Here is a 24,375-nt window from a genome sequence, read left to right on the forward strand (position 1 = left end):
GACCCGTGCGCCGGAGGGCGCCCCGCTCACACCATGAGCAGGGCGCCCTTCCGCCACTTCAGGACCTTGTCGAAACTCACCACCGCGCCGGCGTGCCCCGGGCGGTTCCCGAAGTGCACGTGGTCGGCGAGCTGTTCGATCAGACACAGACCCCGCCCCTCCTCGGCGGTGGCGGGCGGGTGCGACGCGTACTGCGGTTCCGGCAGCCGGCTTCCGGGCTGCCGCTTCGACGTGCGCGGCCCGCCCCGGGTGGGGAAACCGGGCCCTGAATCGGCGACTTCGATACGGCACTTCTCGCCGTCCAGATACGCGGTGACCCGGTACTGCCCACTGGCCGTGGCGGACGGCTCCTCCCAGGCGTCCCGGTTCTTCCCGGTGCCGCCGGTGGCGTCGTCGTGCTCTCCTCCGTGCTCGACCGCGTTCGCACAGGCTTCGCTGAGCGCGAGAGACAGGTCGAAGGAGATGTCCGGGTCCACGCCCGCGGATTCCATCGTGCCGAGCAGGAACCGACGGGCGAGCGGAACGCTCGCAGCTTCGCGCCGCAAATGGAGTGACCACCAGATGCTCATGCTCCGGCCTCCTGGCTGCGGCTAGACATACCGATACGTATTGCCACACGGGGCGGCCGTAAGCACGCGCGCGCTCCGATACCGCTCGTTCGGCGGGTAGCCGGATGCGCCACACCGGTGTATTTCCACCCCACAGGGCCGTTCCGCACCACCCGGGCCGGGGCGGAACCGCCCGAACGGCCCTGCTCACGCCCAATCCGCCCGGAAGACGACCTTCCGGACCTGCCGTACGGAGGCGGGGGGCAGGGTGCGATGATGTCCCGGCCATGTCTACGTCTGTGGGACGCGCCGGAGCCGGTTTGCGGCTACTGAGGGCCGCGGTGTTCGCCGCGGTCTGCGTCGCGTTGTCCGCGGCGGGGCACGCATTGGCCGCCTGCGCGACCGTCCCCTGGTGGACGCTGCTCGCCGCCTTCCTCGGCGTCCTCGCGGTGGCCGTCCCCCTCGCCGGGCGCGAACGCTCGCTGCCCGCCATCGCCGTGGCCCTGGCCGGCGGACAGCTCGCCCTGCACACCCTCTTCGGCCTGGGCACGCACACCACGACGCCCCGGGCCACGGGCGGCGACGACGCGCTCATCCGGTTCGCGGCGAGCCTCGTCTGCGGTGCCGGGCCCGGCCGGCTGAACGCCGCCGACGCGCACCACATCGTCACCACCGCGGGCGTCGACCCGGCGGCGGTGACCGCACAGGTCCACCAGCACCTGGCCGCGGCCCCGTCGGGCGGTCTGGAGGCCTCCGGCACGACCGGCCTAGCCGGAACGCTGCCCAGCCTCCCCATGCTCCTCGGTCACCTGCTGGCCGCGCTGGCCACCGGCTGGCTGCTGCGGCGGGGCGAGGTCGCCCTGTTCCGCCTCGCCCGGCTGTCGGCCCACGGCGCCCAGGAGATCGCGGCCGGGGCCCGGCTCCGGGCACTGCGGGCCGCGTTCGGCCTCGTCGCCGCCCTGCGCGCGGGTCTGGCCGGCGAACTCACGACCGGGCCGCGCACGCCCCGTACCGCCGTGGACGCGCCGCGCCCGGCCGCCGGGGACCCGTTGCAGCACATGGTGATCAGGCGCGGGCCGCCTCCCGTACTCACCCTCGCAGCCTGACGCGACGCCCTCCACGCGATGCACCCCGGCCCACGCCCCGCACCTGACGGTGCGCGTACGGGCCGTCCACGCACTGCGCTCGTGAGGAGGAGGTGTCGCGATGCCGGTGCGTACCCGCGCGCCGGAGCACCTTTCCTTCGTGCCTCTGTGGAGTGATCCCTGTCATGAACGTTTCCCGCATCGCCCTCGCCGGCGGCGTCGCCGCGTCCACCGTGCTGCTGCTCGCCGGTACGGCCTCCGCCCACGTCAGCGTCCAGCCGGAGGGCGAGGCCGCCAAGGGCGGTTACGCCGTCATCAACTTCAAGGTGCCCAACGAGCGCGACAACGCCTCGACGACCAAGCTCGAGGTCAGCTTCCCCACCGACCACCCGCTGGCCTCCGTCATGCCGCAGCCGGTGCCCGGCTGGGACATCGAGGTGACGACCAGCAAGCTCGCCAAGCCGCTGCAGATGCACGGCAAGACGATCAACGAGGCCGTCTCCAAGGTCACCTGGACCGGCGGCAAGATCGAGCCCGGCCGCTTCCAGCAGTTCCCCCTGTCGGTCGGCCAGCTGCCCGAGGACGCCGACCAGCTGGTGTTCAAGGCCGTCCAGACGTACTCCAACAAGGAGGTCGTCCGCTGGATCGAGGAGCAGAAGGAAGGCGCCGAGGAGCCCGACACCCCCGCTCCCGTCCTCAAGCTGACGGCCGCGTCCGGTGACGCGCACGGGGCCACCGCAGCGGCCGGTTCCGACTCCTCTGACTCATCGGGCTCCTCCGACTCCTCCGGCAAGAGCGGGGAGACCACCACCGCTTCGTCGGCCTCCTCCCAGGACAACACCGCCCGGGTGCTCGGCATCGTCGGCATCGTCGTCGGTGCCGGCGGCGTGGCCTTCGGCGTCCTGGCCGGCCGCCGTCGTACGACCACCTGACCCCCAAGCCCGACCCGCTCCACCGACCCACCAGGAAAAGTGCTCCATGGTTAAGAAGATCGTGCCGGCCGCGGCGCTCGTCGTCGCGGCCGCGCTCGCCCTGTCCGCCTGCGGCGGCAGTGACAACGACAGCAAGAAGCCCATCGCCGATGTGTCGGTGGAGGCGAAGACCAAGGCCGCGACGGTGCTCGACCAGCCGTTCACCAAGCCGAACCTCGTCCTGACCGACACGCACGGCAAGAAGTACGACCTGCGCGAGAAGACCAAGGGCAAGCCGACGCTCATCTACTTCGGCTACACCAACTGCCCCGACGTCTGCCCGCTCATCATGAGCAACATCGCGATCGCCAAGAAGTCCCTCTCCGAGGCCGACCGGGACAAGCTCCAGGTCATCTTCATCACCACCGACCCGGAGCGGGACACCCCCGCCTCGCTGGGCACCTGGCTCAAGATGCAGGACCCGTCGTTCATCGGTCTCACCGGCGACTTCCCGACCATCCAGGCGGGCGCCCGGCAGATCGGCATCGGCATGGACGCGCCGAAGAAGGAGAAGGACGGCACGGTCGTCTCGATGCACGGCTCGCAGGTCATCGCGTTCTCCCCGAAGACCGACCAGGGATACGTGCTGTACAGCGAGGACACCACGCCCGACGACTACACCAAGGACCTCCCCAAGATCGTCAAGGGGGAGAAGCCGTGAACCGCCGTACGGCCCTCGCCGGCGTCCTGACCCTCACCACGGGTCTGACGCTGGCGGGGTGCTCGTCCTCATCGGACCGCCCGGAGCTGAAGGTCATCGGCGCGTTCATGCCGCAGCCCGTCAACGACATGGCGGCCGGTTTCCTCGTCGTGCAGAACCACGGCACCGGAGCCGACCGCCTCACCTCGGTCACCAGTCCGCTCTCGGACGACGTCACGATCCACGAGACGAAGAACCAGGTCATGCGCAAGGTGACGTCCTTCGACGTGCCCGCGGGCGGTGAGCTGGACCTCGAACGCGGTGGCAGCCACATCATGTTCGCGAAGCTCAAACAGCAGCCCAAGCAGGGCCAGAAGGTGTCCGTGGAGCTGCACTTCGAGAAGGCCGGCGCAGTCAAGGTCGACCTTCCCGTGAAGGAGACCACCCACAACCCGAAGAAACAGTGAGGGACTGACAGACCATGACAGCCACCGCCCCGCACTTCGGGCCGCCCCCGTCCGCCGCACGACGGCCGCTCGCCGCGGCCGGACTCCTCGCCGCACTAGTCGGCGCGGTGTTCGGCCTGCTGCTGGCCGTCGCAGGCCCCGCGTCGGCCCACGCCGCACTCACCGGGAGCGATCCGCAGGACGGGGCGGTGGTCGCCACCGCACCCAAGGAAGTCACCCTCACCTTCTCCGAGCAGGTCGCCCTCGGTGCGGACTCCATCCGCGTCCTCGACCCCTCGGGCAAGCGCGCCGACACCCGGGCCGCCCCGCGCGACCTGCACAGCGGCTCCACCGTGAAGTACGGCGTCGCCCTGCGCACGGGCCTGCCCGACGGTACGTACACCGTCGCCTGGCAGGCGGTCTCCGCCGACAGCCACCCGGTCTCCGGCGCCTTCACCTTCTCCATCGGCGCGCCCTCCGAGACCACCGTCGCCCTCCCCGACAACGAGGCCGGGGGCGGTCTCGTCGGCGCGCTCTACGGCATCGCGCGCTACGCCGCGTACGCCGGGTTCATCGTGCTCGCGGGCGGCGCCGCCTTCGTCCTGGCCTGCTGGCAGCGCGGCGCGGGCGCGCGTCCGCTGCAGCGCCTGGTGGTGCGCGGCTGGATGACGATCACCGCGGCCACGATCGCGATGCTGCTCCTGCGCAACCCGTACACCGGGTCCGGGAAGCTCGGGGACGTCTTCGACCTCGACGGCCTGAAGGCGGTCCTCGACACCAAGCCCGGCGCCGCACTCGTCTCGCGGCTCCTGCTGCTCGGCGCGAGTGCGCTGTTCGTCGCGGTGCTGTTCGGCGCATACGCCAAGCGCGAGGACCCGCGCGAGAAGAAGGACCTCACCTTCGGTCTCGCCATCGGCGGCGCGGTCATCGCCGCCGGCATCGCCGGGACCTGGGCGCTGGCCGAGCACGCGTCGACCGGAATCCAGCCCGGTATCGCCATGCCCGTCGATGTGCTCCACCTGCTGGCCGTAGCGGCCTGGCTGGGCGGTCTCGCGGCTCTGCTGACCGCGCTGTACCGCACCCCCGACCTCACCGCGGCCGCGGTACGGCGCTTCTCCGCGATCGCGTTCGTCAGCGTGGTCCTCCTCGTCGCGACCGGGCTCTACCAGTCGTGGCGGCAGGTCGGCACCTGGTCGGCGCTGACCGGCACCGGATACGGGCAGCTGCTGCTCGTGAAGGTGGGGATCGTCGCCGTGCTGGTCGGGGTCGCGTCGGCGTCCCGCCGGTGGACGGGCCGGCTCGCGGTGGGCGGGGGCACGGACGAACCCATTGCCGCTGCCGGTGCTCCGGACACGGAGGAAGAGGAAGGGACTACGGAGACCACCCGGCCCGAGGAGACGGCCGAGGCGGAGGCCGCGCCGGACCCCGCCCGGGCCGCCCAGCTCGCCCGGCAGCGGGCCGCCGTGGCCACCACCGAGAAGAAGCGGATACGTGACGCCGACCCCGGCCGGGCGGCGCTGCGACGCTCCGTGCTGGCCGAGGTCGGCGTCGGCGTGGCCCTGCTGGCCGTGACCACCGTCCTGACCTCGACCGAACCCGGTCGCACGGAGGAGGAGGCACGCTCGTCGACGGCGGCCGCCGCGCCCGTGGCGAGCGGGCCCGTCAACCTCTCCCTGTCCTTCGACACGGGCGGCGAGAACGGCAAGGGCACGGTAAGGATGGACATCGACCCGGGGCGTACCGGAGCCAACGTGCTCCACCTGTGGATCGAGGACAGCGGCGGAAAGGCCATGGACGTCCCCGAGGTGAAGCTCGCCTTCACCCTGAAGTCCAAGGACATCGGCCCCCTTCCGGCCGTCCCCGTCCGGCTGACCGAGGGGCACTGGACCGCCACCGGCCTCCAGATCCCGATCGCGGGCAACTGGAACGTCGCGGTGACCGTGCGGACCTCGGACATCGACCAGACGACGGTCGACAAGAACGTGAAGATCGGCTGAGCAGGACCGTGAGCGGACAGAGCACAAGCAGCAAGAGCGGCAAGAGCGGTGAGAACAGCGGGACCGGAGCCATCTCCCGGCGGCGACTGCTCGGCACCGCAGGCGCGGCCGGGGCGACCGGGCTGGTGCTCGGAGCGGCCGGCGGCGCCACCGGCTACGCCGCCACGCGCGACGAGGCGCCGACGGCCCTGACGGCGGTCGGGTCCACCGAGGTGGTGTTTCACGGGAAACATCAACCGGGGATCACCACTCCGCTTCAGGCCTGCGGCCACCTCATCGCCTTCGACCTCGCCGCCGGCGCCGGGCGCAAGGAGGCCGCCGCCCTGATGCGCCGGTGGTCCGCCGTCTCCCAGCGGCTGATGGCCGGCGAACCCGTCACCGGCGGCGGGGCGGACGGCAGCGGGCACGACACCGGCATCGCACTGGACGCGGGGCCCTCCTCGCTGACCGTCACCTTCGGCTTCGGCGCCACCTTCTTCGAACGCACGGGCCTGACCGCCCGTCGGCCCCCGGGGCTCGACCCCCTGCCGCCGTTCTCGTCCGACCACCTCGACGCCGACCGGTCCAACGGTGACCTGTGGGTGCAGATCGGCGCCGACGACTCGCTCGTCGCCTTCCACGCCCTGCGGGCCGTACAGAAGGAGGCCGGCTCGACGGCCACCGTGCGCTGGCAGATGAACGGCTTCAACCGCACACCCGGCGCCACCGCCAGGCCGATGACGACCCGCAACCTCATGGGCCAGATCGACGGCACCGGCAACCCGAAACCGGCCGACAGCGACTTCGACCAGCGGGTCTTCGTCCCCGGCGGCCAGGACGCCGCGTACGACTGGCTCGCGGGCGGCTCGTACGCGGTGGTCCGGCGGATCAGGATGCTGCTCGACGACTGGGAGAAGCTCCCGGTGGAGCGCCAGGAGCAGGTCATCGGCCGGCGCAAGGCGGACGGCGCCCCGCTCAGCGGCGGCACCGAGACCACCGCGATGGACCTCGACAAGGCGGGGCCCGACGGCAAGCTCCTGATCCCGGACAACGCGCACGCCCGGATCTCCTCCCCCGAGCGCAACAGCGGTGCGGCGATGCTGCGCCGGCCGTTCTCGTACCACGACGGCATCGCCGCCGACGGCACCCCGGACGCCGGGCTGCTGTTCATCTGCTGGCAGGCCGATCCGCTGCGCGGCTTCGTGCCCGTGCAGCGCAAGCTCGACCGGGGGGACGCGCTCTCCCCCTTCCTGCGCCACGAGGCGAGCGGTCTGTTCGCCGTACCGGGCGGGGCGGCGGCCGGGGAGTACGTGGGGCAGCGGCTTCTGGAGTCCTGAGCCTCAACGGCTCAGCCGTCCCGGGCCTCTGAGCCGTCACCGCGCATTAGGGTGACGGTATGTCCGCCACGCGCTACGCCTATCTCGGCCCCGAGGGCACCTTCACCGAAGTCGCCCTCCGTACGCTCCCGGAAGCCGCCACCCGCGAACTGGTCCCGATGGTCTCCGTGCCGGCGGCTCTGGACGCGGTGCGCAGCGGTACGGCCGCCGCGGCGCTCGTACCGATCGAGAACTCCGTCGAGGGGGGCATCACCACCACCCTCGACCAGCTCACCAGCGGCGAACCGCTGATGATCTACCGCGAGGTGCTGCTCTCCATCACCTTCGCGCTGCTCGTGCGGCCCGGTACCACGCTGTCCGACATCAAGACGGTCACCGCCCACCCGGCCGCGCAGCCGCAGGTGCGCAACTGGATGGCCGCCCATCTCCCGCAGGCCGTATGGGAGTCGGCGGCGTCCAACGCGGACGGGGCGCGGCTCGTGCAGGAGGGCCGGTACGACGCCGCTTTCGCGGGGGAGTTCGCGGCGGCGACGTACGGGCTCGAACCGCTGGTCACCGAGATCCATGACGCGGAGAACGCGCAGACCCGGTTCGTGCTGGTGGGCCGGCCGGCCCGGCCCGCGGCGCCGACCGGCGCGGACAAGACCTCCGTCGTCATCTGGCTGGGGGAGGACCACCCCGGAGCCCTGCTCGAACTGCTCCAGGAGTTCACGGTGCGCGGGGTGAACCTGATGCTGATCCAGTCCCGGCCGACGGGTGCGGGCATCGGCAACTACTGCTTCGCGGTGGACGCCGAGGGCCACATCTCGGACCGCCGGGTCGGCGAGGCGCTGATGGGGCTGAAGCGGATCTGCCCGAACGTGCGGTTCCTCGGTTCCTACCCACGGGCCGGTGTGACGCCGGCGGATGTACGTCCGCTGCGCGCGGGAACGTCCGACGCCGAGTTCACCGAGGCCTCGGACTGGCTGGCCCGCAATCAGGACGGACGCACCTGACGGCACCCCGGCTGGGCGGGGCATGGCTCGGTGCGTGGTCGGCCGGAGGCCGGAACGCGCGCCGGGCGGCACGTACCCGCGCTGCCGTTGGGATCAGCTGATTCCCTTACTGGGAAAAGTTATCCACAGGCACCTGCCCCAGGCTGGGGACAAGTCGACACCGCAATGCGACATGGTCGACAAATCAGCGCAGCCCGCTCAGACCCCTCCACAGGGTCGCGGGTCACACGGTGTCAGCTCAATTCCATTGATCAACTCTTTAGGGCGAGCAATTCCCACTCGAACGAGCGCGGGAAGCGGGTTTGAGCTGTGAATCCGCGCGTTTTCACAGGCTCCCCGGAATGACCTCCCCCATGTCCACAGACTTCCCCCACAGCCTGTGGATAACTTTGACGGGCCACCCACTCCTGTGGACAAGCCGCGACCAACTGCCGCGACAGGCAAGGGAGGTGCGTCAAGAACCCTCACCCCTTCTGCCCCATTTAGGGGAATAGCGGCTCTTTCTCGACGCACGACTCGAATCCCGGCCCTTGATCCAACTCCAGAATGTCAAATACTGGCAATTCAGGCAAAGCGCCCCGCTCGTCCCTATCGGTTCAAGCGGGGGAAGCCGACACCGGTAGCCTGGAGGAGTGATTGACCTTCGCCTGATTCGTGAGGACCCCGACCGTGTTCGCGCCTCCCAGCGCAACCGGGGAGAGGACGTCGCGCTCGTGGACGCCCTGCTCTCCGCCGACGAACGGCGCAGGTCGTCCGGGGTCGCCTTCGACGAACTCCGTTCCGAGCAGAAATCGCTCGGCAAACTCATCCCCAAGGCGTCCCCCGAGGAGCGCGCCGAGCTGCTGAAGAGGGCCGAGCAGCTCAAGGCCGACGTCAAGGCGGCCGACGCGGCACAGGACGAGGCCGACGCGGAGACCAGGAACCTGCTGCTCCGGCTCGGCAACATCGTCCACCCGGACGTGCCGGTCGGCGGCGAGGAGGACTTCGTCGTCCTGGAGACGCACGGAACGATCCGCGACTTCGGCGCCGAGGGATTCGAGCCCAGGGACCACCTGGAGCTCGGCGAGGCGCTGGGCGCGATCGACATGGAGCGCGGCGCCAAGGTCTCCGGCTCGCGCTTCTACTACCTGACGGGCGTGGGCGCCCTGCTGGAGCTCGCCCTCGTCAACGCGGCGATCGCCCAGGCCACCGAGGCCGGCTTCACCCCGATGCTCACCCCGGCGCTGGTCCGCCCGCGCGCCATGGAGGGCACCGGATTCCTCGGCCAGGCCGCGGAGGACGTCTACCACCTGGAGAAGGACGACCAGTACCTGGTCGGCACCTCCGAGGTCCCGCTCGCCGCGTACCACATGGACGAGATCATCGACGCGGAGAAGCTGCCGCTGCGCTACGCCGGCTTCTCGCCCTGCTTCCGCCGCGAGGCGGGCACGTACGGCAAGGACACCCGCGGGATCTTCCGGGTCCACCAGTTCGACAAGGTCGAGATGTTCACGTACGTCGACCCGGCCGACGCGGAGGCCGAGCACCTGCGCCTGCTGGAGTGGGAGAAGCAGTGGCTCACCGGCCTCGAGCTGCCCTTCCAGGTGATCGACGTCGCCAGCGGGGACCTGGGGGCCTCGGCCATCAGGAAGTACGACTGCGAGGCGTGGATTCCGACGCAGGGCAAGTACCGCGAGCTCACGTCCGCGTCCAACTGCGGCGAGTTCCAGGCGCGCAGGCTCGCCGTCCGGATGCGTGACAACCGCGGCGGCAAGAAGGTCATGCAGCCGCTGGCCACGCTGAACGGCACGCTCTGCGCCGTACCGCGCACCATTGTGGCGATCCTGGAGAACCACCAGCTGGCCGACGGTTCGGTGCGGGTGCCCGAGGTGCTCCGTCCCTATCTGGGCGGGCGCGAGCTGCTGGAACCGGTCGCCAAGTGACCCTTCCCTACAAGCTCGTCGCGACCGACCTCGACGGCACCCTGCTGCGTGACGACGAGACCGTCTCCGCACGGACGCGCGAGGCGCTGGCCGCCGTCGCCGCGGCCGGTGCGGCGCACATCATCGTCACCGGCCGCGCCGTCCCGTGGACCCGGCACGTCCTGGACGACCTCGGCTACGACGGCCTCGCGGTCTGCGGCCAGGGGGCGCAGGTCTACCACGCGGGCGAGCACAAGCTGCTGACCTCGCTCACGCTGGACCGGCAGCTCGCCGGGCTCGCGCTGTCCAAGGTCGAGGCCGAGATCGGGCCCCTGGCGCTGGCCGCGAGCCGCGACGGGCTCGACGGCGAGGTGCTGGTCGGGCCGGGCTACCGCGTACAGGAAGGTCCGCGTCCGGCCGTCTTCGTCCAGGACCCGGCCGAGATGTGGGCCGCCCCGCTGAACAAGGTCTACATACAGCACCCCGATCTGGACGACGACGCGCTGGCCAAGGCCGCGCGGGCAGCGGTGGGCAACCTGGTGGACGTGGTCATGGCAGGCCCGGGGGTCGTGGAGATCCTTCCGCTGGGCCTCAGCAAGGCCACCGGCCTCTCGCTGGCCGCGCGCCGGCTGGGCGTGAAGGCCGCGGACACGATCGCCTTCGGCGACATGCCCAACGACATCCCCATGTTCGCCTGGGCGGGGCACGGTGTGGCCATGGCCAACGCGCACGAGGACCTGAAGGCCGTCGCCCAGGAGATCACCGCGTCGAACGAGGACGACGGGATCGCGGTCGTGCTCGAGCGGCTGCTCCAGGAGTCGTAGGAACGGCCGTACCGCCGCGCGGCTCGGGGACCGGGGCACCGCCTCGGTCCCCGAGCCTTTTTCTACGCCTGCTCCTGAGCCTGCGACGGCCGGATCAGCGCTTGTCGCGGCGGTTCAGCTCCTTCAGATTGCGGGCGAGCGCGTCCATGCGGTCGTCGAGCCGGACGACGTCCTCGGCGACCCCGCCCAGCCGCACGCTCATGGCGCCGACGACCTGATGGGTGACCTCCAGCCTCCGGTCGAGGCTGTCGAGCCGGTGCGACATCCGGCTGAGGACCGGCCCCAGCTCCTGGAGCGCGGTGCCCACCCCAGCCAGGCAGTTCTCGACCCGGGTGACGCGGTGTTCGAGCGAGGCGTACCCCGCGCGTCGGTCCTGCTCAGCGTCGAGCAGATACGTACGCACGCACCGGGCTACGTCGCTGTCGCGAAGAAGCATCGCGACGTTGAGGACGGTCCGGCGGGTGTAGAGACGGAGCTGAGTGGCCGCCTGTGGATAACTTTCGGGGGCCTCGCCGCCCCATAGCGACAGCATGTCGCTATGGAAGATGCGCAGCTCAGAGCCTCGAAGCACGCGCATGCCGTTACCCGAGAGCTCGTTTTGATGCCGGTCGGTCAGCCTCCTGACCGCCCTTGTGGATACTTCGAAGTAACGAGCCACGTCCTCTGTGCGAACGTGAATCCCGTCCGGGAGCATGACAAGGCACTTCACCTTGTCCAGGACGTCGACGCGCCCCATCTGTTCATCGCGCAGCGCGCGGGATTCGAGTAGGGCTACTTCTGTTGGCATGAGCATGCCTTCCGTTCGTGAAAGCTACGGGGGAATGGACAGCCCTCTCCCCGGGCTTCAGGGGCGGAGGACGCTCACGGTTGCCACTCACTCAAGAACCGACCGGCGCGTGATTCTTCGCCGCATCGGCCATCTCATATTTCACGAACGCTACGACGCCACGGATTCCAGTTGCCTCCACGCACCGTGAACAACGCACCGATAACCGTACAGTTACGCGTAAGACTGTCCGACATGCGACAGCCCCCGGCCGATGACCGGGGGCTGTCGCATGTCGGACGGGTTCGCGCTCACTCCTCGCCGGCGAGCTTCAGGGCGCGCAGCTTCTGCCCCGCGTACCAGGTGGCCACCACGGTGACCACGACGAGCAGGACCGTGGCGAGCGGCAGCCCCACGTCCGAGGTGATCGTGCCGTTCCCGCCGGTCTTCTCGGCCAGCGCGAGCGACCACTGCTGCACGCTGAGCGTGCGCGCGCCGGGCACCAGGCTGCCGAAGAATGCCTCCCACACCAGCGCGTAGACGAGACCCAGGACCACGGCGTGCCTGCTCACCGTGCCCAGCAGCAGGAACAGCGCGCTGTAGGCGATCGAGGCGACCAGGGCGGCGATGGTGTACGCCACCGCGATCTGCTGGCCGTTGCCATTGAGGATCAGGCCGGCGAGCAATGTGGGCACCGCCGAGAACACCATGGTCACCGCGATCGCCACGATCAGCTTGGTGAAGATGATCGTCGGCCGGCTCACCGGCTTGGCCAGCAGGTACACGATCGAACCGTCATCGATCTCCGGCCCGATGGCGCCCGTACCGGCGATGACGCCGATCAGCGGCACCATGGTGGCGATGGCGAATCCGCCCAGCACGTCCGAGGTCATCTGGTCGTCGGCCCCGGCGAACATCCGTACCGCCACCGCGATGACGATCAGGAGCGCGGGCAGGACGAAGAGGATGGCGGCCCGGCGCCGGCCGAGCAGCGCCCGGTAGGTGAGCCGGGCGACTGTGGGGTCGTACATGACGTCACAGCTCCTTGTCGGCCTCAGGCCGCTACGAGATAGGAAAAGACCGATTCGAGGGACTCGTCGGACGGTGAAACGGTCAGCAGGCGGATGCCCTGCTCGCGTGCGACCTTGGGCAACAGTGTGGTGAAGCGGCCAAAATCGATCGCCTGGATACGCAGGGCGTTCTCGCTCAGGTCCACTTCGATCCCGGCCGTCGACGGGTCTGCGATGAGCGCGGCGGCCAGGGCCCGGTCATCGCTGGACCGTACGAGATAGCGGTGCGGGCGGTCCGTCATCAGCCGGCGAATCCGGCGGAAGTCACCGGACGCCGCGTGCCGTCCCGCGACGATCACCTCGATGTGCGAGGCGAGCTGTTCGACCTCTTCGAGGATGTGCGAGGAGAAGAGGACCGTCCGGCCCTCCGCGCCCATCCGCCGCAGAAGGTCCATCAGCTGCATCCGCTGACGCGGGTCCATGCCGTTGAACGGCTCGTCGAGCAGCAGCACGGACGGGTTGTGGACCAGCGCGGACGCCATCTTCACGCGCTGGCGCATGCCCTTGCTGTACGTCGAGATCTTGCGGTCCTGCGCGTACTCCATCTGGACCGTGGCCAGGGCGGCAGCCGCCTCGGCGTCGCCCAGTCCGTGCAGTTCGGCGTTGGCCACCACGAACTCGCGGCCGGTGAGGAAGTCGTACATGCCTTCCCGCTCCGGCACGATGCCAATCTTCCGGTACGCCGCCTCGTTGCGCCAGATCGCCTGTCCGTCCAGCGTGACCGTACCCGTCGACGGGGCGAGGAATCCCGCCATCATGTTGATCAGCGTCGACTTGCCGGCACCGTTGGGGCCGAGCAGACCGGTGACACCCGGTCCCACGGTCATGCTCACGTCGTTGACGGCGACCACGTTGCCGAACCAGCGGGAGGTGTGGTCGATCTCGATGGTGGTCACAGCCCGACCTTCCGGTAACGGCGCATCAGTACGGCGTGCGAGCCGGCGACGAGCGCGAGGACAACGAGGAGGTAGACGACGCCGGCACCGGCGCCCGGGCCGTTCCCGCCCGGGAAGGCCGAGGTGGCCCCGAGGAACGCGGTCTGCACCCCGTCGATCAGCGTGATCGGGGAGAACAGTCCCAGCCACTGGATCGCGCCTTCGGACTCGGTGGTCCAGGCGATGCTCTGGACGGTGGAGACCGCGCCGTAGGTGATGGTCAGCACCGCGATGACCGCGGCGACACCGAAGCCGCGGCGCGGGGTGAGCGCGGCCATCACCAGGCCGAGACCGGCGAAGAGTACGGACAGCAACGCCACCGAGACCATCCCCTGGGCGAACCACTTGGTCTGGTCCACGAAGTCGAACTTCCCGAGCAGCGCCCCGATGTAGAGGATCACGAGCGGCGCTCCGGTCAGTACGAAGAGCGCGGAGGCCATGGCGGCGAACTTGGCGACGACGTAGTCGACGTGCTCGATCGGCCGCGAGAAGTACAGCGGTACGGTCTTGAACCGCAGGTCCCTGGAGACCGCCTGCGGTGCCTGGGAGGCGATGAAGAGGCCGATGACGGCCTGCAGGTAGACCGCGAACGACGTGTACTTCATGGGCAGCGTCGTCGTGTCGGGGGTGACGACGGCGACGGCCACGATGATCGCCGCCACCAGGCACATCGCGCCGAACAGCAGCATGGGCAGCACCTTGGACTTGGCCGAGCGGCCGAGTCCGAAGGAGCCGCGCAGAGTCTGCGAGTACAGCGAGCGGCGGGCGTAGGCGCGGCCCAGGCGCGGGCCGTCGTAGGCGCGGTAGCCGATGTTGTGGATACGGGAGGTCTCGCTTCCGATCGCGGTGCCGGTCTCAGTGCTCATCGCGACCGCTCCCCTTCTGCTGGACGGGTCCGCTCTGCTGTACGACTCCGGCGGGCACCGCCGCGGTCTGCGCCGCCGCTGCCCCGTCGTTGCGGAACACCTCGGCGATGTGGTGACGGCGCTGTTCCATCCGTACGAGGCCGAGTCCGAGCCCGGCGACGCTGTCGCGGACCAGGTCGTACGTCTCCTCGCCGGTCGCCTCGACCAGCAGGATGTGGCCGGCGCCGGGCAGCCCCTGCGCGTCCAGCCCGTCCAGGCCGACGAGTTCGACGCCTGCGTCGGTGAGGGTACGGCGCAGGGCGTCGGTGCCGTCGGGGTGTGCCTCGCTGTCGGTGACCTCGACCGCGAGGGTCGTGGTGGTCTGCGTGAAGTCGCTGGTCGAGCTGGAGCGCAGCAGCGTTCCGCCGTCGATGACGACGACGTGGTCGCAGGTGCGTTCCAGCTCGCCGAGCAGGTGCGAGGTGACCAGGACCGAGATGCCGAAGTCGGTGTGGATTCGGCGGATCAGACCGAGCATCTCGTCGCGTCCGACCGGGTCGAGCCCGTTGGTCGGCTCGTCCAGCAGGACCAGCTGAGGGTCGTGGACCAGGGCCTGGGCCAGCTTCACGCGCTGCTTCATGCCCGTCGAGTAGCCGCCGATGGGGCGGTAGCGCTCCTCGTACAGGCCGACGTGGCGCAGTGTGTCGGCGGTGCGCTCGCGGGCGGCGGTCGGCGGCAACCCGGACATGCGCGCCATGTGGACGACGAACTCGGTGGCCGAGACGTCGGGCGGCAGGCAGTCGTGCTCCGGCATGTAGCCGACCCGTTCCCGGATGGCGGCGCCGCTGGTCGATACGTCGAGTCCGAGCACTGCGGCCCGGCCCTCGGTCGCGGGGGACAGACCCAGCAGGATCTTGATCAACGTGGACTTGCCGGCTCCGTTGGCACCCACCAGCCCGGTCACACCCGGTCCGATGTCCAGAGAGAGCCGGTCAAGTGCGGTCACCCGGGGGAACCGCTTGCTCAGGCCTTCGGCAGCAATGACATTCACAGAACCGACGGTAGTGGCGCGGACCACAGCGGTCGTCAGACCTGACGGCTGGTTCGACGTCAGACTCGAGTTGTAGGGAACCCGTAAGGGGCCCTCATGAAGGACTACAGCGGACCCTGGGCGAAGAAGGCCCCAACGGACATACACAGCGGGTTATCCACAGGGGGCGCACACCCCCCTTGACTCAGCCTCCGGACATTGTCACATTCATCAGTGTCACGTTACGGGCACGTACCGCACACGGCAGGGAACGGACGGTGGCATGGCCTCGCGAGTGAAGTACGAACGGCCTGCGGGCACGGGGGAGTCCGGAAAGAGGGTGGCGGCGTGAACCTGCGCGATGTGCCGGGGGCGCGAGAGCGCCGGGTGGCCACGGGCGGTATCGAGCTGTGCGTGGTCGAACTGGGGGACGCGACGCGTCCGACGATCGTGCTCGTGCACGGCTATCCGGACAGCAAGGAGGTCTGGACCCAGGTCGCCGCGCGGCTCGCCGAGGAGTGGCACGTCGTGCTGTACGACGTACGGGGCCACGGCGGTTCGACGGCGCCCAAGCCGCTGCGCGGCGGTTTCACGCTGGAGAAGCTGACCGACGACTTCCTGGCCGTGGCCGACGCCGTGAGCCCGGACCGGCCGGTCCATCTCGTCGGGCACGACTGGGGTTCGGTGCAGTCCTGGGAGTTCGCGACGGTCAGCCGCACGGAGGGCCGGATCGCCTCCTTCACCTCGATGTCCGGCCCGTCCCTGGACCACTTCGGTCACTGGATCAAGCAGCGGATGACCCGGCCCACCCCGCGCCGGATCGGCCAGCTCCTCGGGCAGGGCGCCAAATCCTGGTACGTGTACCTGCTGCACACCCCGGTCCTGCCGGAGCTGGCCTGGCGCGGGCCGCTCGGCAAGCGGTGGCCCGGCATCCTGGAGCGGCTGGAGAAGGTGCCGCCGGGCGACTACCCGACGCCCTCGCTGCCCCATGACGCGGCGCACGGGGCCTGGCTCTACCGCGACAACGTCCGCTCCCGGCTGCGCAGGCCGCGCACCGACGCGTACGCGCACGTGCCGGTGCAGCTGATCACACCGACCGGCGACGTGTTCCTCTCCGAGCGGCTCTACGACGACCTCAACGCCTGGGTTCCGCAGTTGACCCGCCGCTCCCTCCCGGCCAAGCACTGGGTTCCACGCACCAGACCGGACCAGCTGGCTTCCTGGATCGGGGAGTTCGCCGCGGCGACCGAATCGGCCCGGGAGACCGGTGTGCCGGTGGAAGCCGGTGCGAAGGGGCGGTACGCGGAGCGGTTCGGCGGTCAACTCGTGCTGGTGACGGGGGCCGCCGGCGGGATCGGGCGGGCCACGGCGCTCGCCTTCGCCCAGGCGGGCGCCCGGGTGGTGGCCGTCGACCGGGACGCGGAAGGGGCGGAGCGGACCGCCGAGTCGGCGCGGCTGGCCGGGGCCCCGGCAGCCTGGGCCGAAGCGGTGGACGTGAGCGACGAGCAGACCATGGAGAAGCTCGCGGCCCGGGTCGCCGACGAATACGGCGTGGTGGACGTCCTGGTCAACAACGCGGGCATCGGGCTGTCCGGGCCGTTCCTGGACACGACCACCGAGGACTGGAAGAACGTCCTCGACGTGAACCTGTGGGGCGTCATCCACGGCTGCCGGCTCTTCGGCAGGCAGATGGCCGAGCGCGGCCAGGGCGGGCACATCGTCAACACCGCTTCGCCGGCGGCCTTCCAGCCGTCCCGCGCACTGCCCGCGTACGCCACGTCGAAGGCCGCGGTCCTGATGCTCAGCGAGTGCCTGCGCGCCGAGCTCGCCGAGAAGTCGATCGGCGTCAGCGCGATCTGCCCCGGCATCGTCAACACCGGCATCACGTCCACGGCACGCTTCGTGGGCACGGACACGGCGGAGGAACAGCGGCTGCGCCAGAAGGCCGGCAAGCTGTACGGCGCCCGGAACTACCCGCCGGAGAAGGTCGCCGCAGCGGTCCTCCGGGCGGTCGTACGCAACCAGGCCGTTGTTGCGGTGACGCCGGAGTCCCACGCGGTGCGGTTCCTGTCCAAGGCCGGCCCGGGCGCACTGCGCGGCCTCGCCCGGCTGAAGCCGCCGCTGTGAGCCGGGCCGGGACCGGGCAGACCTCGGCGGGCGGGGGGTCGTCGGCCGGTGGGGTGTTCTCCGGGGCCGAGGCGGCCCCGGCCGGTGGGCGGGAGGCCGCCGAGTACCGGATCGAGGACCTGGCGCACGCCAGCGGCGCCACGGTACGCACGATCCGCGCCTACCAGGACCGCGGGCTGCTGCCGACCCCGGAGCGGCGGGGCCGGGCCAATGTGTACCGGGGCACCCATCTAGCCCGGCTCCGGCAGATCGCCGAACTGCTGGACCGCGGCTACACCCTGGCCAGCATCAAGGAGTTGCTGGACGCGTGGGACACGGGGCGCGGCCTCGGAGGGGTGCTCGGGCTCGTCGCCGAGGTGCACGGCCCATGGACGGACGAGCGGGCCGACCGCGTCTCCCTTGCCGAACTCGCCAAGACATTCGGCGGGATCGCCGACGAGCAGGCCATCGCCGAGGCCGTGGAGCTGGGCATCCTTGAGCCGGTCCCGGGACACGACGACGAGTTCCTCGTCCCGAGTCCGCAAGAGCTCGCGGTGGCGGTCGAGTTGCACGCGGCCGGCGTTCCGCTCGCCGCGATCTCCGGGCAGTTGCGGGAGCTTCGTGGGCAGGTCGAGCAGATAGCCTGCCGGTTCCTGGAGTTCACCACCGAGCACGTCTTCGCCCGGTATCTCGGCCACCGGCCGCCGACCGATGCGGACGCGGCCGGCGCGGCCTCCATGGTGCGCCGACTGCGTCCGCTCGCACAGCAGACCGTTGACGCGGAACTTGCTCGGGCGATGCGGTTGTTCGCAACCCGGCACCTGGAGTACCACCTCGCCGCGGACGGTCCCACCACCACGGCCCCCACCGGCAGCCGACCGGGCCCGGTCTCGCTCCCGGCCACCACAATCGACGCGGTGGCGCGCCTGGTTGGGAGGGAGCATGTCGCTGAGTTCGTCACCGCCGCCACCGAACGAGAGGTGAACAAGAGGGCTTTGGATGCCCTCACCTCCCCCACCTTCGACTCATGACAAGTTACCCAAATGCCACTATGCCCGCGCTACTTATCCACAGAATCACCAAGGGCCCTGTGGATAACCGCAGTTAGCTGTGGATCAAACCTCTGGTCGGAAATCGCTTCGATGAAGCGCCGGCGAAATGCGGATGCGCCGCGAGGTGCGTCAGGAGCACGCTGAAGGGATGGACGAAAGACGCACCGTCAAGGTGTCCAAGTACCTCTCCAGACACCTGCGGCACCAGCCCGAGCGGATCGGCCTTACGCTCGACGCCCATGGCTGGGTGCCGATCGACGAGCTGCTGCGCGCAGCGGCCCGCCATCGCTTCCCCTTCTCCCGGGCCGAACTCGACCTTGTCGTCGTCTCCAACGACAAGCAGCGCTTCGCCGTCGAGGGCGACCGCATCCGGGCGAGCCAGGGGCACACCGTGGCCGTGGACCTGGGTCTGCCGCCGGCGGAACCGCCCGCGTACCTCTACCACGGCACGGTCGGCCGGGCCCTGGACGCGATCCGCGCCGAGGGGCTGCGCCCGATGAACCGCACCCATGTCCATCTCTCGTCCGACCGCGAGACCGCCACCCGCGTCGGGGCGCGGCGCGGCCGCCCCATCATCCTGTCCGTGGACGCGGGGGAGATGCACCGCGCGGGCCACACGTTCTGCGTCAGCGCCAACGGGGTGTGGCTCACCTCCGCCGTACCCGCCGAGTTCCTGCGCCTGCCCGGCTGAGGCGGGAGACGCGGGAGACGCGGGGCACGCGGGACACGCGGGGCAGGCGGCGCAAGCGGGGCAGGCGGCACACCCACCTCCAGCCGTCCGTCAGCCGGCCAGCTGGGCCGCTCCCCGCGTCGCGATCTCCTCGAACAGCTTCTCGTCCGCCACCGCCGCGTCGAACCCCGGCCCGTCGGCGGGCACCGGGGCGTGGATGACGAGTTCGGTGAAGCCGAGCTCCGCGTGCCGGCCCGCGAAGTCCACGAACGCTTCGACGGAGTCGAACGGCCGGCCCCCGGCACCGGCGAGGTCCGGGTTGAACTCCGGCGTGAACCCCGTGAGCAGGACCTTGTCGAGCTCCGCCACGTCCCGCCCGGCCCCCGCACAGGCGCGGTCCAGCCCGGCCACCTGCCGGCGGAGGGCGTCGAGCGATCCGGCGGCGCTGCCCGCCTCGTACAGCTTCGGGTCGCCCGTGGTCACCCATGCCTGCCCGTAGCGCGCGGCGAGCGCGAGCCCGCGCGGTCCCGTGGCGGCGACGGCGAACGGCAGGCGCGGGCGCTGCACACATCCGGGCAGGTTCCGTGCCTCGGTGGCCGTGTAGAACTCGCCTTCGTACGACGTTCCGGCCGGCTCGCGCAGCAGGGCGTCCAGCAGCGGAACGAACTCGCCGAAGCGGTCGGCGCGCTGGCGCGGCGTCCACGGCACCTCGTTGCTCCGCAGCAGGGTCGTCGCGTCGAAGCCGTTCCCACCCGCGCCGATCCCCAGCGTGATGCGGCCGTTCGAGATGTCGTCGAGCGAGATCAGCTCCTTGGCCAGGGTGACCGGGTGGCGGAAGTTCGGCGAGCCCAACCCTTGCTCATACCATCGGTCCCATGCCCCGCCCCAAACACCGAGAGCCGACCATCACCCCAGGTGAACCGGCCGCCCTGTACTGCCGAATATCCCAGGCCGACGATGACGACCAGACCGACGTCGACCGGCAGGAGCGTATCTGCCGGGAGATCGCCGAGCGGCGTGGCCTGGTCATCGACCCCGCCCACGTTTAGCCGCTCCGCCTGGCGGCGCAACCGCAAGCGCCCCGGCTGGGACCAGCTCCTCGAATGCGCACGGCGCCGCGAGTTCCGGCACATCATCGCGTACCACCCCGACCGGCTCATGCGGCAGCCGCGAGACCTGGAGGAACTCCTTCAGGTATCCGACGAGCAGGAGATCGTGCTGCACGGCGAGGCGAACCGCCGGAACCTCTCCGACCCCAACGACCGCTTCATCCTCCGCATCGAGGTCGCCCACACCTGCCGCTCCTCCGACGACACCTCCCGGCGCCTGAAATCCGCGCTCGCTGAGCGGGCCGAGACCGGCATGCCGCTCTCGGGCAAGCGGCGGTTCGGGTACGAGCCCGACGGCATGACCATCAGGGAGGACGAGGCCGAGATCGTTCGCGAGGTCTTCGACCGCTACCTCAAGGGCCAGAGCCCGGTCGCCATCGCTCTGGTCCTCCATAAGCGCGGCATCAGGACCGTGTACGGCAAGGAGTGGACCCAGGGCACCGTCCGGGCGCTGCTCGACTCCCGCCACGTCGCCGACATCCGCATGCACCAGGGCGAGGAGGTCGGCGCCGGGAAGTGGCCCGCCATCATCGACGCCGGCACCTGGGCCGAGGTCCGCGCCCGCCGCGAGTACCGGTCCGCGATCCACCAGACCAACCTGGAACTGCGCCGCTTCTACCTGCTGCGTGGCCTGGTCATGTGCAAGCGCTGCGGCACCCTCATGTCCGGACCAAGGTCGGGGCGGTGCCCTCGTACCTGTGCACGCGCAAGAGCCGTAACGACGAGAAGAAGTGCGTCCGCCGCATCGCCGCCGTGAAGCTGGAGGAGTTCGTCACCGAGGCCGCGATCGACCTGCTCGGCCGCCTCACCGTCTCCGGCCGGCTCGCCTCCGCCACACCCACGAACGCCCTGACCGAGGCGGTGGATGCGGACCAGCGGCAGCTCGCCGAACTAAACCAGATGTGGACCGCCAAGGAGATCTCCACGGCGGAGTACCGGGTGATGCGCAAGGGCATCATCGACCGGATCGCCAAGGCCCAGAAGCGGATGGTCGTACGTCCGGTGAAGCTGCTCGACGGACTTACGGGTCCGAGGGCCAGGGCGACCTGGGAGGCCGACGAGATGACGGACGAGCGGCGCAACGCGGTGCTCCGCTTCCTCTTCTCCGGCGTGGTCATCGACGCGTCCGGCAAGCCGAGCGGAGTCTTCGACTGGGACCGCATCGACATCGAACAGAACCAGCTCTGAGGGCCGGGCCAGCTCGGGCGGGGGCGCATTTTCCACGAGATCGCCGGTTCACCCAACCGGCGATTCTCCGGAAACTGAGGGCGTCGCGTTCGGACGGCCTGCGAGTCGGTCATGAGCGCGGCACGCGCGGCCCCAGGTGTTGGAGCACCTGGACGCAGCGCGATGCAAGCGACCGCCCGACGACCTCATGCGGTGCGGGGACTGCCATCCCCGCACCGGCCGCAAGGAGCTGCCCGTGCGCCCGCCCCAGGCGACCCCAGCACCGACAACCACGACCCGAACCGCACGGCACGAGGAAGCCCGAGCCCAGGCCCTGCGGCGTGTCTACGCCGGCTTCACCACGACGATCAGCCCACACAGCGCGGCACGGCTGGCCGACCTGATGACCGCGTCGCGATACGAAACGGCTGCCTGAGCCACCACGCAGACAAGCGGCCCCGGTGTTGGAGCACCAAGGCCGCTGCTACTCCCAAGACGACCGCCCAAAACGATCTACACGGTGCCGGGACCTGCCAGTCCGTATCGGCCCGAGACAAGAAATCTCAGTGCCCCAGGGTACGACCCCGCAGTGGCAAGCACCATCCGCTCACCCCCGCACCGGCCCGCAGGACGCGATCGGCGTCACGGCCCCCCAGCCCCATGACGCTAGCCATTTCTGTAGGTTGACTTGTCGTGGCCCAGGCGGCTTGCTGTGGTGGGGAGGGTCTGACGAGTGGCTGAAAAGGCCGTGCGGAAGTCAGTGTTTCTGGCTGTGGCAGCTGATCCCGGGGTGCCGTTCAGGATCGTCGAGCTGGCGGGCCGCGGTATCACCGCAGATGCGGCCGCGAGCCGTTGGGTGCTTGAGAGCGGGAAACCTTCTCTAGACGGCATCGCACTCGCCGACAAGTTGATCGACCTCGGCGAACGTGAGGATCAGCTCGTCGCGCTGTGGCAAGAATATGGGGCCGACGAGGTCGGTGTAATGACCTTCGAGTCCCGGCTGACGGAGATTGTGACGGCCATGGAGATGTGGGTGCCGGTCCCGGAGGGGCCCATGGAGGACTCCTCGGTCCGGCTCCGCCGCGTTCCAGGCACGGATGGGTGACTCGGGGGGCTACACGCCCCTTTCGGTTCGGCTCAGGCGTTGCGCGAGCGCATGCACGGGCGATGACGGCGTTCCGCTCGCCGTGGCTGCAGTGGTCGGTGCCGTTGAGCGCACCAGGATGGCTCGCCGAAGACACCCTCCACGATCACGATCACGATCTGGAAGCAGCCTGCCGGGCAGCGGACCAAGGATCTGGGACGAGCCGCTAAGTGACCAACACGGAGCCCGGCCCCGCCTCGGCTGCTACTGCTCGTAGTCCCACGCCCGCCCGGTCTGGCGGTACTCCTCCACAGGGATGGGAACGACGCCCGTCCGCATCTGTGCGGTGTAGAGCAGGCCGTCGAGGTGGTCGATCTCGTGGTGGACCAACCGGGCGAGCCCTCGTTCGTAAGTGGTGGTCACCAAACGGCCCTCCAGCGTGGTGGTCTCCACGGTGATCCACAGCGGCCGAGGGACCATGCCGCGGACGTCGAAGAACGACAGGCAGCCCTCGTACTGCTCGTCTTCCTCGCTGGAACGGTCGGTGATTCGAGGATTCAGCAAGACGATCGCCGGAGCTTCGGGTGCGTGGGGCTGGACAACGGCGGCGGCGCGGCCGATGCCGATCTGGGGTGCCGCGATGCCCATGCCCTTGGCGAAGGGGTGAACTTGCCCGATCCGCTCCATCGAAGCGAACAGCCGCTCGATGGCCTGCTCGGCCGCCTCGCGCTCAGTCGGCAAGTCGAAGACGCGCGCCCGCTCAGCAAGAACGGGGGCCCCGCGCTGCACGACGCCGAGGTCCCGCATCTGTTCACTGGGTCGCATCTGGATCACCTGAACTCCCCGTTATCCGCTTCATGTTCGGGACTGGCCCGGAACCGCCACTCCAAACGGTATCGGGCGTGGAGCGCGGGTGCGGAAGTGCTCCAAGCGAAGACGCGCACTCCTCCCTCCTCGCGCTGGACCGGCGCCGTTCGCAGCGGCGCCGCTTCGGCGGTCATGGACGTCTCGGTGCCCCACACAGCAGGGTCGAGTTCAGCAGGAAAGGCGAGTTCAACCACCAGATGCTCGGTAGGCAGGCGGACGGCGCGCTGGAACCAACGGCCCCACTTCCCCTCGCCCACCGAGTAGGCGTACTCGATCCACACCGATTCACCCGGGTAGAGAGGGAAGCGACCCTGCTTGTTCTCGAACAGCAGCCACACCTCTTTGAAGGCGTCGCGATCGTGCTTGGCCTGCCAGCGCATCGCCTCCCCTCGACAGGTCGCGGTCAGCGAGAGCTCGTCCCAGGTCAGCGGATGCTCGCGATAGTGGGCGTTGGACTGTTCAGGCTCGCCGGGGTAGCGGTCGACGCTGATGCGGATCAGGTAACGGGTGATCGGCTCGCTTCCGGTGTTCCGCAGCAGCCGGCGCCTCGTGAGCCTGTAGAGGCGCCCGTCGTAGTCGAGGCGGGCCGCGTCGTGCTCGACGACGATCGCCGAGCCGGTCGCGTATGGCTGCTCGGTCCGGCGGGGGACGGGTACGACCGTCGCCGGTGCCACGGGAGCCCTGGCCGTCTCGTACTCCAGCCAGCGCTTCCAGATGGCCTTGCCCGCGTTCAGTGCCTCCTCCGCACGACGGGCGAAGTCCTCGGTCGGCTTGTGCCGGCCCAACTCGACGTGGCTTACGTAAGACGGGTCGAAGCCCATCCTTCTGGCCAACTCCCGCTTGGCCAGGCCCCGCACCTCACGCCAGTAGGCGACCTCCGCCGCGAACGCCTCGGCGGTTTGCTCAACCGTCAAGGCATCGTTCCGCGCATCCGTCAAAGCCCCCGCCCCG

25 protein-coding genes are annotated in these 24,375 nt (G+C 70.0%); 16 read left to right on the forward strand and 9 right to left on the reverse strand.

The genetic code is table 11. The features are described 5' to 3' along the window. Positions 1-26: 26 nt before the first annotated feature. On the reverse strand, positions 27-569 hold the full coding sequence (locus E6P78_RS04365; protein WP_136202145.1) for an ATP-binding protein: 543 nt from the start codon (positions 567-569) through the stop codon (positions 27-29). Positions 570-835: 266 nt separating this feature from the next. Between E6P78_RS04365 and E6P78_RS04370 the strand changes: the two genes are divergently transcribed. The 9 genes from E6P78_RS04370 to E6P78_RS04410 all read left to right on the forward strand — a co-directional run bounded on the left by E6P78_RS04370 (position 836) and on the right by E6P78_RS04410 (position 10,723). Continuing rightward, positions 836-1,654 carry a hypothetical protein gene (locus tag E6P78_RS04370; RefSeq protein WP_206307717.1) on the forward strand — a complete coding sequence of 273 codons (819 nt, stop codon included), beginning with the start codon at positions 836-838 and terminating at the stop codon, positions 1,652-1,654. A gap of 164 nt (positions 1,655-1,818) precedes the next feature. Then, complete coding sequence (locus tag E6P78_RS04375) at positions 1,819-2,565, forward strand: YcnI family protein (protein ID WP_136202146.1); 747 nt, start codon at positions 1,819-1,821, stop codon at positions 2,563-2,565. Positions 2,566-2,611: 46 nt separating this feature from the next. Then, positions 2,612-3,265, forward strand: coding sequence for an SCO family protein (locus E6P78_RS04380; protein WP_136202147.1), 654 nt, complete (start codon positions 2,612-2,614; stop codon positions 3,263-3,265). Further along, entirely contained in the window at positions 3,262-3,711 is a 450-nt protein-coding gene (locus tag E6P78_RS04385) for a copper chaperone PCu(A)C (protein ID WP_136202148.1), read from the forward strand. Before E6P78_RS04380 ends, E6P78_RS04385 begins: the two co-directional genes overlap by 4 nt. A 14-nt stretch (positions 3,712-3,725) precedes the next feature. Next, the gene (locus tag E6P78_RS04390) at positions 3,726-5,687 is read left to right on the forward strand and encodes a copper resistance protein CopC (protein ID WP_136202149.1); all 1,962 of its coding nucleotides are present in this window, start codon (positions 3,726-3,728) and stop codon (positions 5,685-5,687) included. A gap of 8 nt (positions 5,688-5,695) precedes the next feature. Then, the gene (efeB, locus tag E6P78_RS04395) at positions 5,696-7,003 is read left to right on the forward strand and encodes an iron uptake transporter deferrochelatase/peroxidase subunit (protein WP_136202150.1); all 1,308 of its coding nucleotides are present in this window, start codon (positions 5,696-5,698) and stop codon (positions 7,001-7,003) included. A 59-nt stretch (positions 7,004-7,062) separates the two neighbouring features. Further along, entirely contained in the window at positions 7,063-7,998 is a 936-nt protein-coding gene (gene pheA, locus E6P78_RS04400; protein WP_136202151.1) for a prephenate dehydratase, read from the forward strand. A gap of 632 nt (positions 7,999-8,630) precedes the next feature. Further along, entirely contained in the window at positions 8,631-9,920 is a 1,290-nt protein-coding gene (serS, locus tag E6P78_RS04405) for a serine--tRNA ligase (RefSeq protein ID WP_136202152.1), read from the forward strand. Beyond that, positions 9,917-10,723, forward strand: coding sequence for an HAD family hydrolase (locus E6P78_RS04410; RefSeq protein ID WP_136202153.1), 807 nt, complete (start codon positions 9,917-9,919; stop codon positions 10,721-10,723). The genes serS and E6P78_RS04410 overlap by 4 nt, the downstream gene beginning before the upstream one ends. Positions 10,724-10,817: 94 nt before the next feature. On the opposite strand, the gene E6P78_RS04415 is transcribed toward E6P78_RS04410, so the two are convergent. The 5 genes from E6P78_RS04415 to E6P78_RS04435 all read right to left on the reverse strand — a co-directional run bounded on the left by E6P78_RS04415 (position 10,818) and on the right by E6P78_RS04435 (position 15,390). Continuing rightward, positions 10,818-11,510 carry a hypothetical protein gene (locus tag E6P78_RS04415; protein WP_136202154.1) on the reverse strand — a complete coding sequence of 231 codons (693 nt, stop codon included), beginning with the start codon at positions 11,508-11,510 and terminating at the stop codon, positions 10,818-10,820. 290 nt (positions 11,511-11,800) lie between these two features. Beyond that, positions 11,801-12,520: an ABC transporter permease gene (locus E6P78_RS04420; protein WP_136202155.1), complete on the reverse strand. Its 720-nt coding sequence runs from the start codon at positions 12,518-12,520 to the stop codon at positions 11,801-11,803. Between the two features lie 23 nt (positions 12,521-12,543). Further along, positions 12,544-13,455, reverse strand: a complete 912-nt coding sequence (locus E6P78_RS04425; protein WP_136202156.1) for an ABC transporter ATP-binding protein — start codon at positions 13,453-13,455, stop codon at positions 12,544-12,546. Further along, positions 13,452-14,360, reverse strand: a complete 909-nt coding sequence (locus E6P78_RS04430) for an ABC transporter permease (RefSeq protein ID WP_136202157.1) — start codon at positions 14,358-14,360, stop codon at positions 13,452-13,454. Before E6P78_RS04430 ends, E6P78_RS04425 begins: the two co-directional genes overlap by 4 nt. Continuing rightward, complete coding sequence (locus tag E6P78_RS04435; RefSeq protein WP_240799048.1) at positions 14,350-15,390, reverse strand: ABC transporter ATP-binding protein; 1,041 nt, start codon at positions 15,388-15,390, stop codon at positions 14,350-14,352. Before E6P78_RS04435 ends, E6P78_RS04430 begins: the two co-directional genes overlap by 11 nt. A gap of 327 nt (positions 15,391-15,717) precedes the next feature. On the opposite strand from E6P78_RS04435, the gene E6P78_RS04440 reads away from it, so the two are divergent. From E6P78_RS04440 to E6P78_RS04450, 3 genes are all read left to right on the forward strand, one after another. Continuing rightward, on the forward strand, positions 15,718-17,496 hold the full coding sequence (locus E6P78_RS04440; RefSeq protein ID WP_276607204.1) for an SDR family oxidoreductase: 1,779 nt from the start codon (positions 15,718-15,720) through the stop codon (positions 17,494-17,496). Between the two features lie 53 nt (positions 17,497-17,549). After that, a complete protein-coding gene (locus E6P78_RS04445; protein WP_240799072.1) occupies positions 17,550-18,506 on the forward strand; it encodes a MerR family transcriptional regulator in 957 nt (318 codons plus the stop codon). A gap of 169 nt (positions 18,507-18,675) precedes the next feature. Further along, positions 18,676-19,218: an RNA 2'-phosphotransferase gene (locus tag E6P78_RS04450; RefSeq protein WP_136202159.1), complete on the forward strand. Its 543-nt coding sequence runs from the start codon at positions 18,676-18,678 to the stop codon at positions 19,216-19,218. Between the two features lie 90 nt (positions 19,219-19,308). Here the strand turns inward: E6P78_RS04450 and E6P78_RS04455 are convergent, their stop codons facing one another. Beyond that, positions 19,309-20,049, reverse strand: coding sequence for an LLM class flavin-dependent oxidoreductase (locus E6P78_RS04455; RefSeq protein WP_240799049.1), 741 nt, complete (start codon positions 20,047-20,049; stop codon positions 19,309-19,311). 23 nt (positions 20,050-20,072) lie between these two features. On the opposite strand from E6P78_RS04455, the gene E6P78_RS33210 reads away from it, so the two are divergent. The 4 genes from E6P78_RS33210 (at position 20,073) to E6P78_RS04465 (ending at position 22,578) form a co-directional block, all read left to right on the forward strand. Then, the gene (locus E6P78_RS33210; protein WP_240799050.1) at positions 20,073-20,246 is read left to right on the forward strand and encodes a hypothetical protein; all 174 of its coding nucleotides are present in this window, start codon (positions 20,073-20,075) and stop codon (positions 20,244-20,246) included. Then, positions 20,215-21,063, forward strand: a complete 849-nt coding sequence (locus E6P78_RS33215) for a recombinase family protein (protein ID WP_240799051.1) — start codon at positions 20,215-20,217, stop codon at positions 21,061-21,063. Before E6P78_RS33210 ends, E6P78_RS33215 begins: the two co-directional genes overlap by 32 nt. Then, positions 20,991-21,494: a hypothetical protein gene (locus E6P78_RS33220; RefSeq protein ID WP_240799052.1), complete on the forward strand. Its 504-nt coding sequence runs from the start codon at positions 20,991-20,993 to the stop codon at positions 21,492-21,494. The genes E6P78_RS33215 and E6P78_RS33220 overlap by 73 nt, the downstream gene beginning before the upstream one ends. Positions 21,495-22,206: 712 nt before the next feature. Then, on the forward strand, positions 22,207-22,578 hold the full coding sequence (locus E6P78_RS04465) for a hypothetical protein (protein WP_136202160.1): 372 nt from the start codon (positions 22,207-22,209) through the stop codon (positions 22,576-22,578). Positions 22,579-22,821: 243 nt separating this feature from the next. Here the strand turns inward: E6P78_RS04465 and E6P78_RS32980 are convergent, their stop codons facing one another. Further along, on the reverse strand, positions 22,822-23,382 hold the full coding sequence (locus tag E6P78_RS32980; RefSeq protein WP_240799053.1) for a peptide deformylase: 561 nt from the start codon (positions 23,380-23,382) through the stop codon (positions 22,822-22,824). A gap of 5 nt (positions 23,383-23,387) precedes the next feature. Then, positions 23,388-24,338: a helix-turn-helix transcriptional regulator gene (locus E6P78_RS32985; RefSeq protein ID WP_240799054.1), complete on the reverse strand. Its 951-nt coding sequence runs from the start codon at positions 24,336-24,338 to the stop codon at positions 23,388-23,390. Positions 24,339-24,375 lie beyond the last annotated feature (37 nt).

It is taken from the genome of Streptomyces sp. A0958, from assembly GCF_004795035.1.
Classification (GTDB): Bacteria; Actinomycetota; Actinomycetes; order Streptomycetales; family Streptomycetaceae; genus Streptomyces.

Excerpts from the sequence above, each read along its gene's own strand:
- E6P78_RS04365 (WP_136202145.1), bottom strand. The coding sequence starts at position 569 with ATGAGCATCTGGTGGTCACTCCATTTGCGGCGCGAAGCTGCGAGCGTT.
- E6P78_RS04370 (WP_206307717.1), top strand. The coding sequence starts at position 836 with ATGTCTACGTCTGTGGGACGCGCCGGAGCCGGTTTGCGGCTACTGAGG.
- E6P78_RS04375 (WP_136202146.1), top strand. The coding sequence starts at position 1,819 with ATGAACGTTTCCCGCATCGCCCTCGCCGGCGGCGTCGCCGCGTCCACC.
- E6P78_RS04380 (WP_136202147.1), top strand. The coding sequence starts at position 2,612 with ATGGTTAAGAAGATCGTGCCGGCCGCGGCGCTCGTCGTCGCGGCCGCG.
- E6P78_RS04390 (WP_136202149.1), top strand. The coding sequence starts at position 3,726 with ATGACAGCCACCGCCCCGCACTTCGGGCCGCCCCCGTCCGCCGCACGA.
- pheA (WP_136202151.1), top strand. The coding sequence starts at position 7,063 with ATGTCCGCCACGCGCTACGCCTATCTCGGCCCCGAGGGCACCTTCACC.
- E6P78_RS04415 (WP_136202154.1), bottom strand. The coding sequence starts at position 11,510 with ATGCCAACAGAAGTAGCCCTACTCGAATCCCGCGCGCTGCGCGATGAA.
- E6P78_RS04420 (WP_136202155.1), bottom strand. The coding sequence starts at position 12,520 with ATGTACGACCCCACAGTCGCCCGGCTCACCTACCGGGCGCTGCTCGGC.
- E6P78_RS04430 (WP_136202157.1), bottom strand. The coding sequence starts at position 14,360 with ATGAGCACTGAGACCGGCACCGCGATCGGAAGCGAGACCTCCCGTATC.
- E6P78_RS04450 (WP_136202159.1), top strand. The coding sequence starts at position 18,676 with ATGGACGAAAGACGCACCGTCAAGGTGTCCAAGTACCTCTCCAGACAC.
- E6P78_RS33210 (WP_240799050.1), top strand. The coding sequence starts at position 20,073 with ATGCCCCGCCCCAAACACCGAGAGCCGACCATCACCCCAGGTGAACCG.
- E6P78_RS32980 (WP_240799053.1), bottom strand. The coding sequence starts at position 23,382 with ATGCGACCCAGTGAACAGATGCGGGACCTCGGCGTCGTGCAGCGCGGG.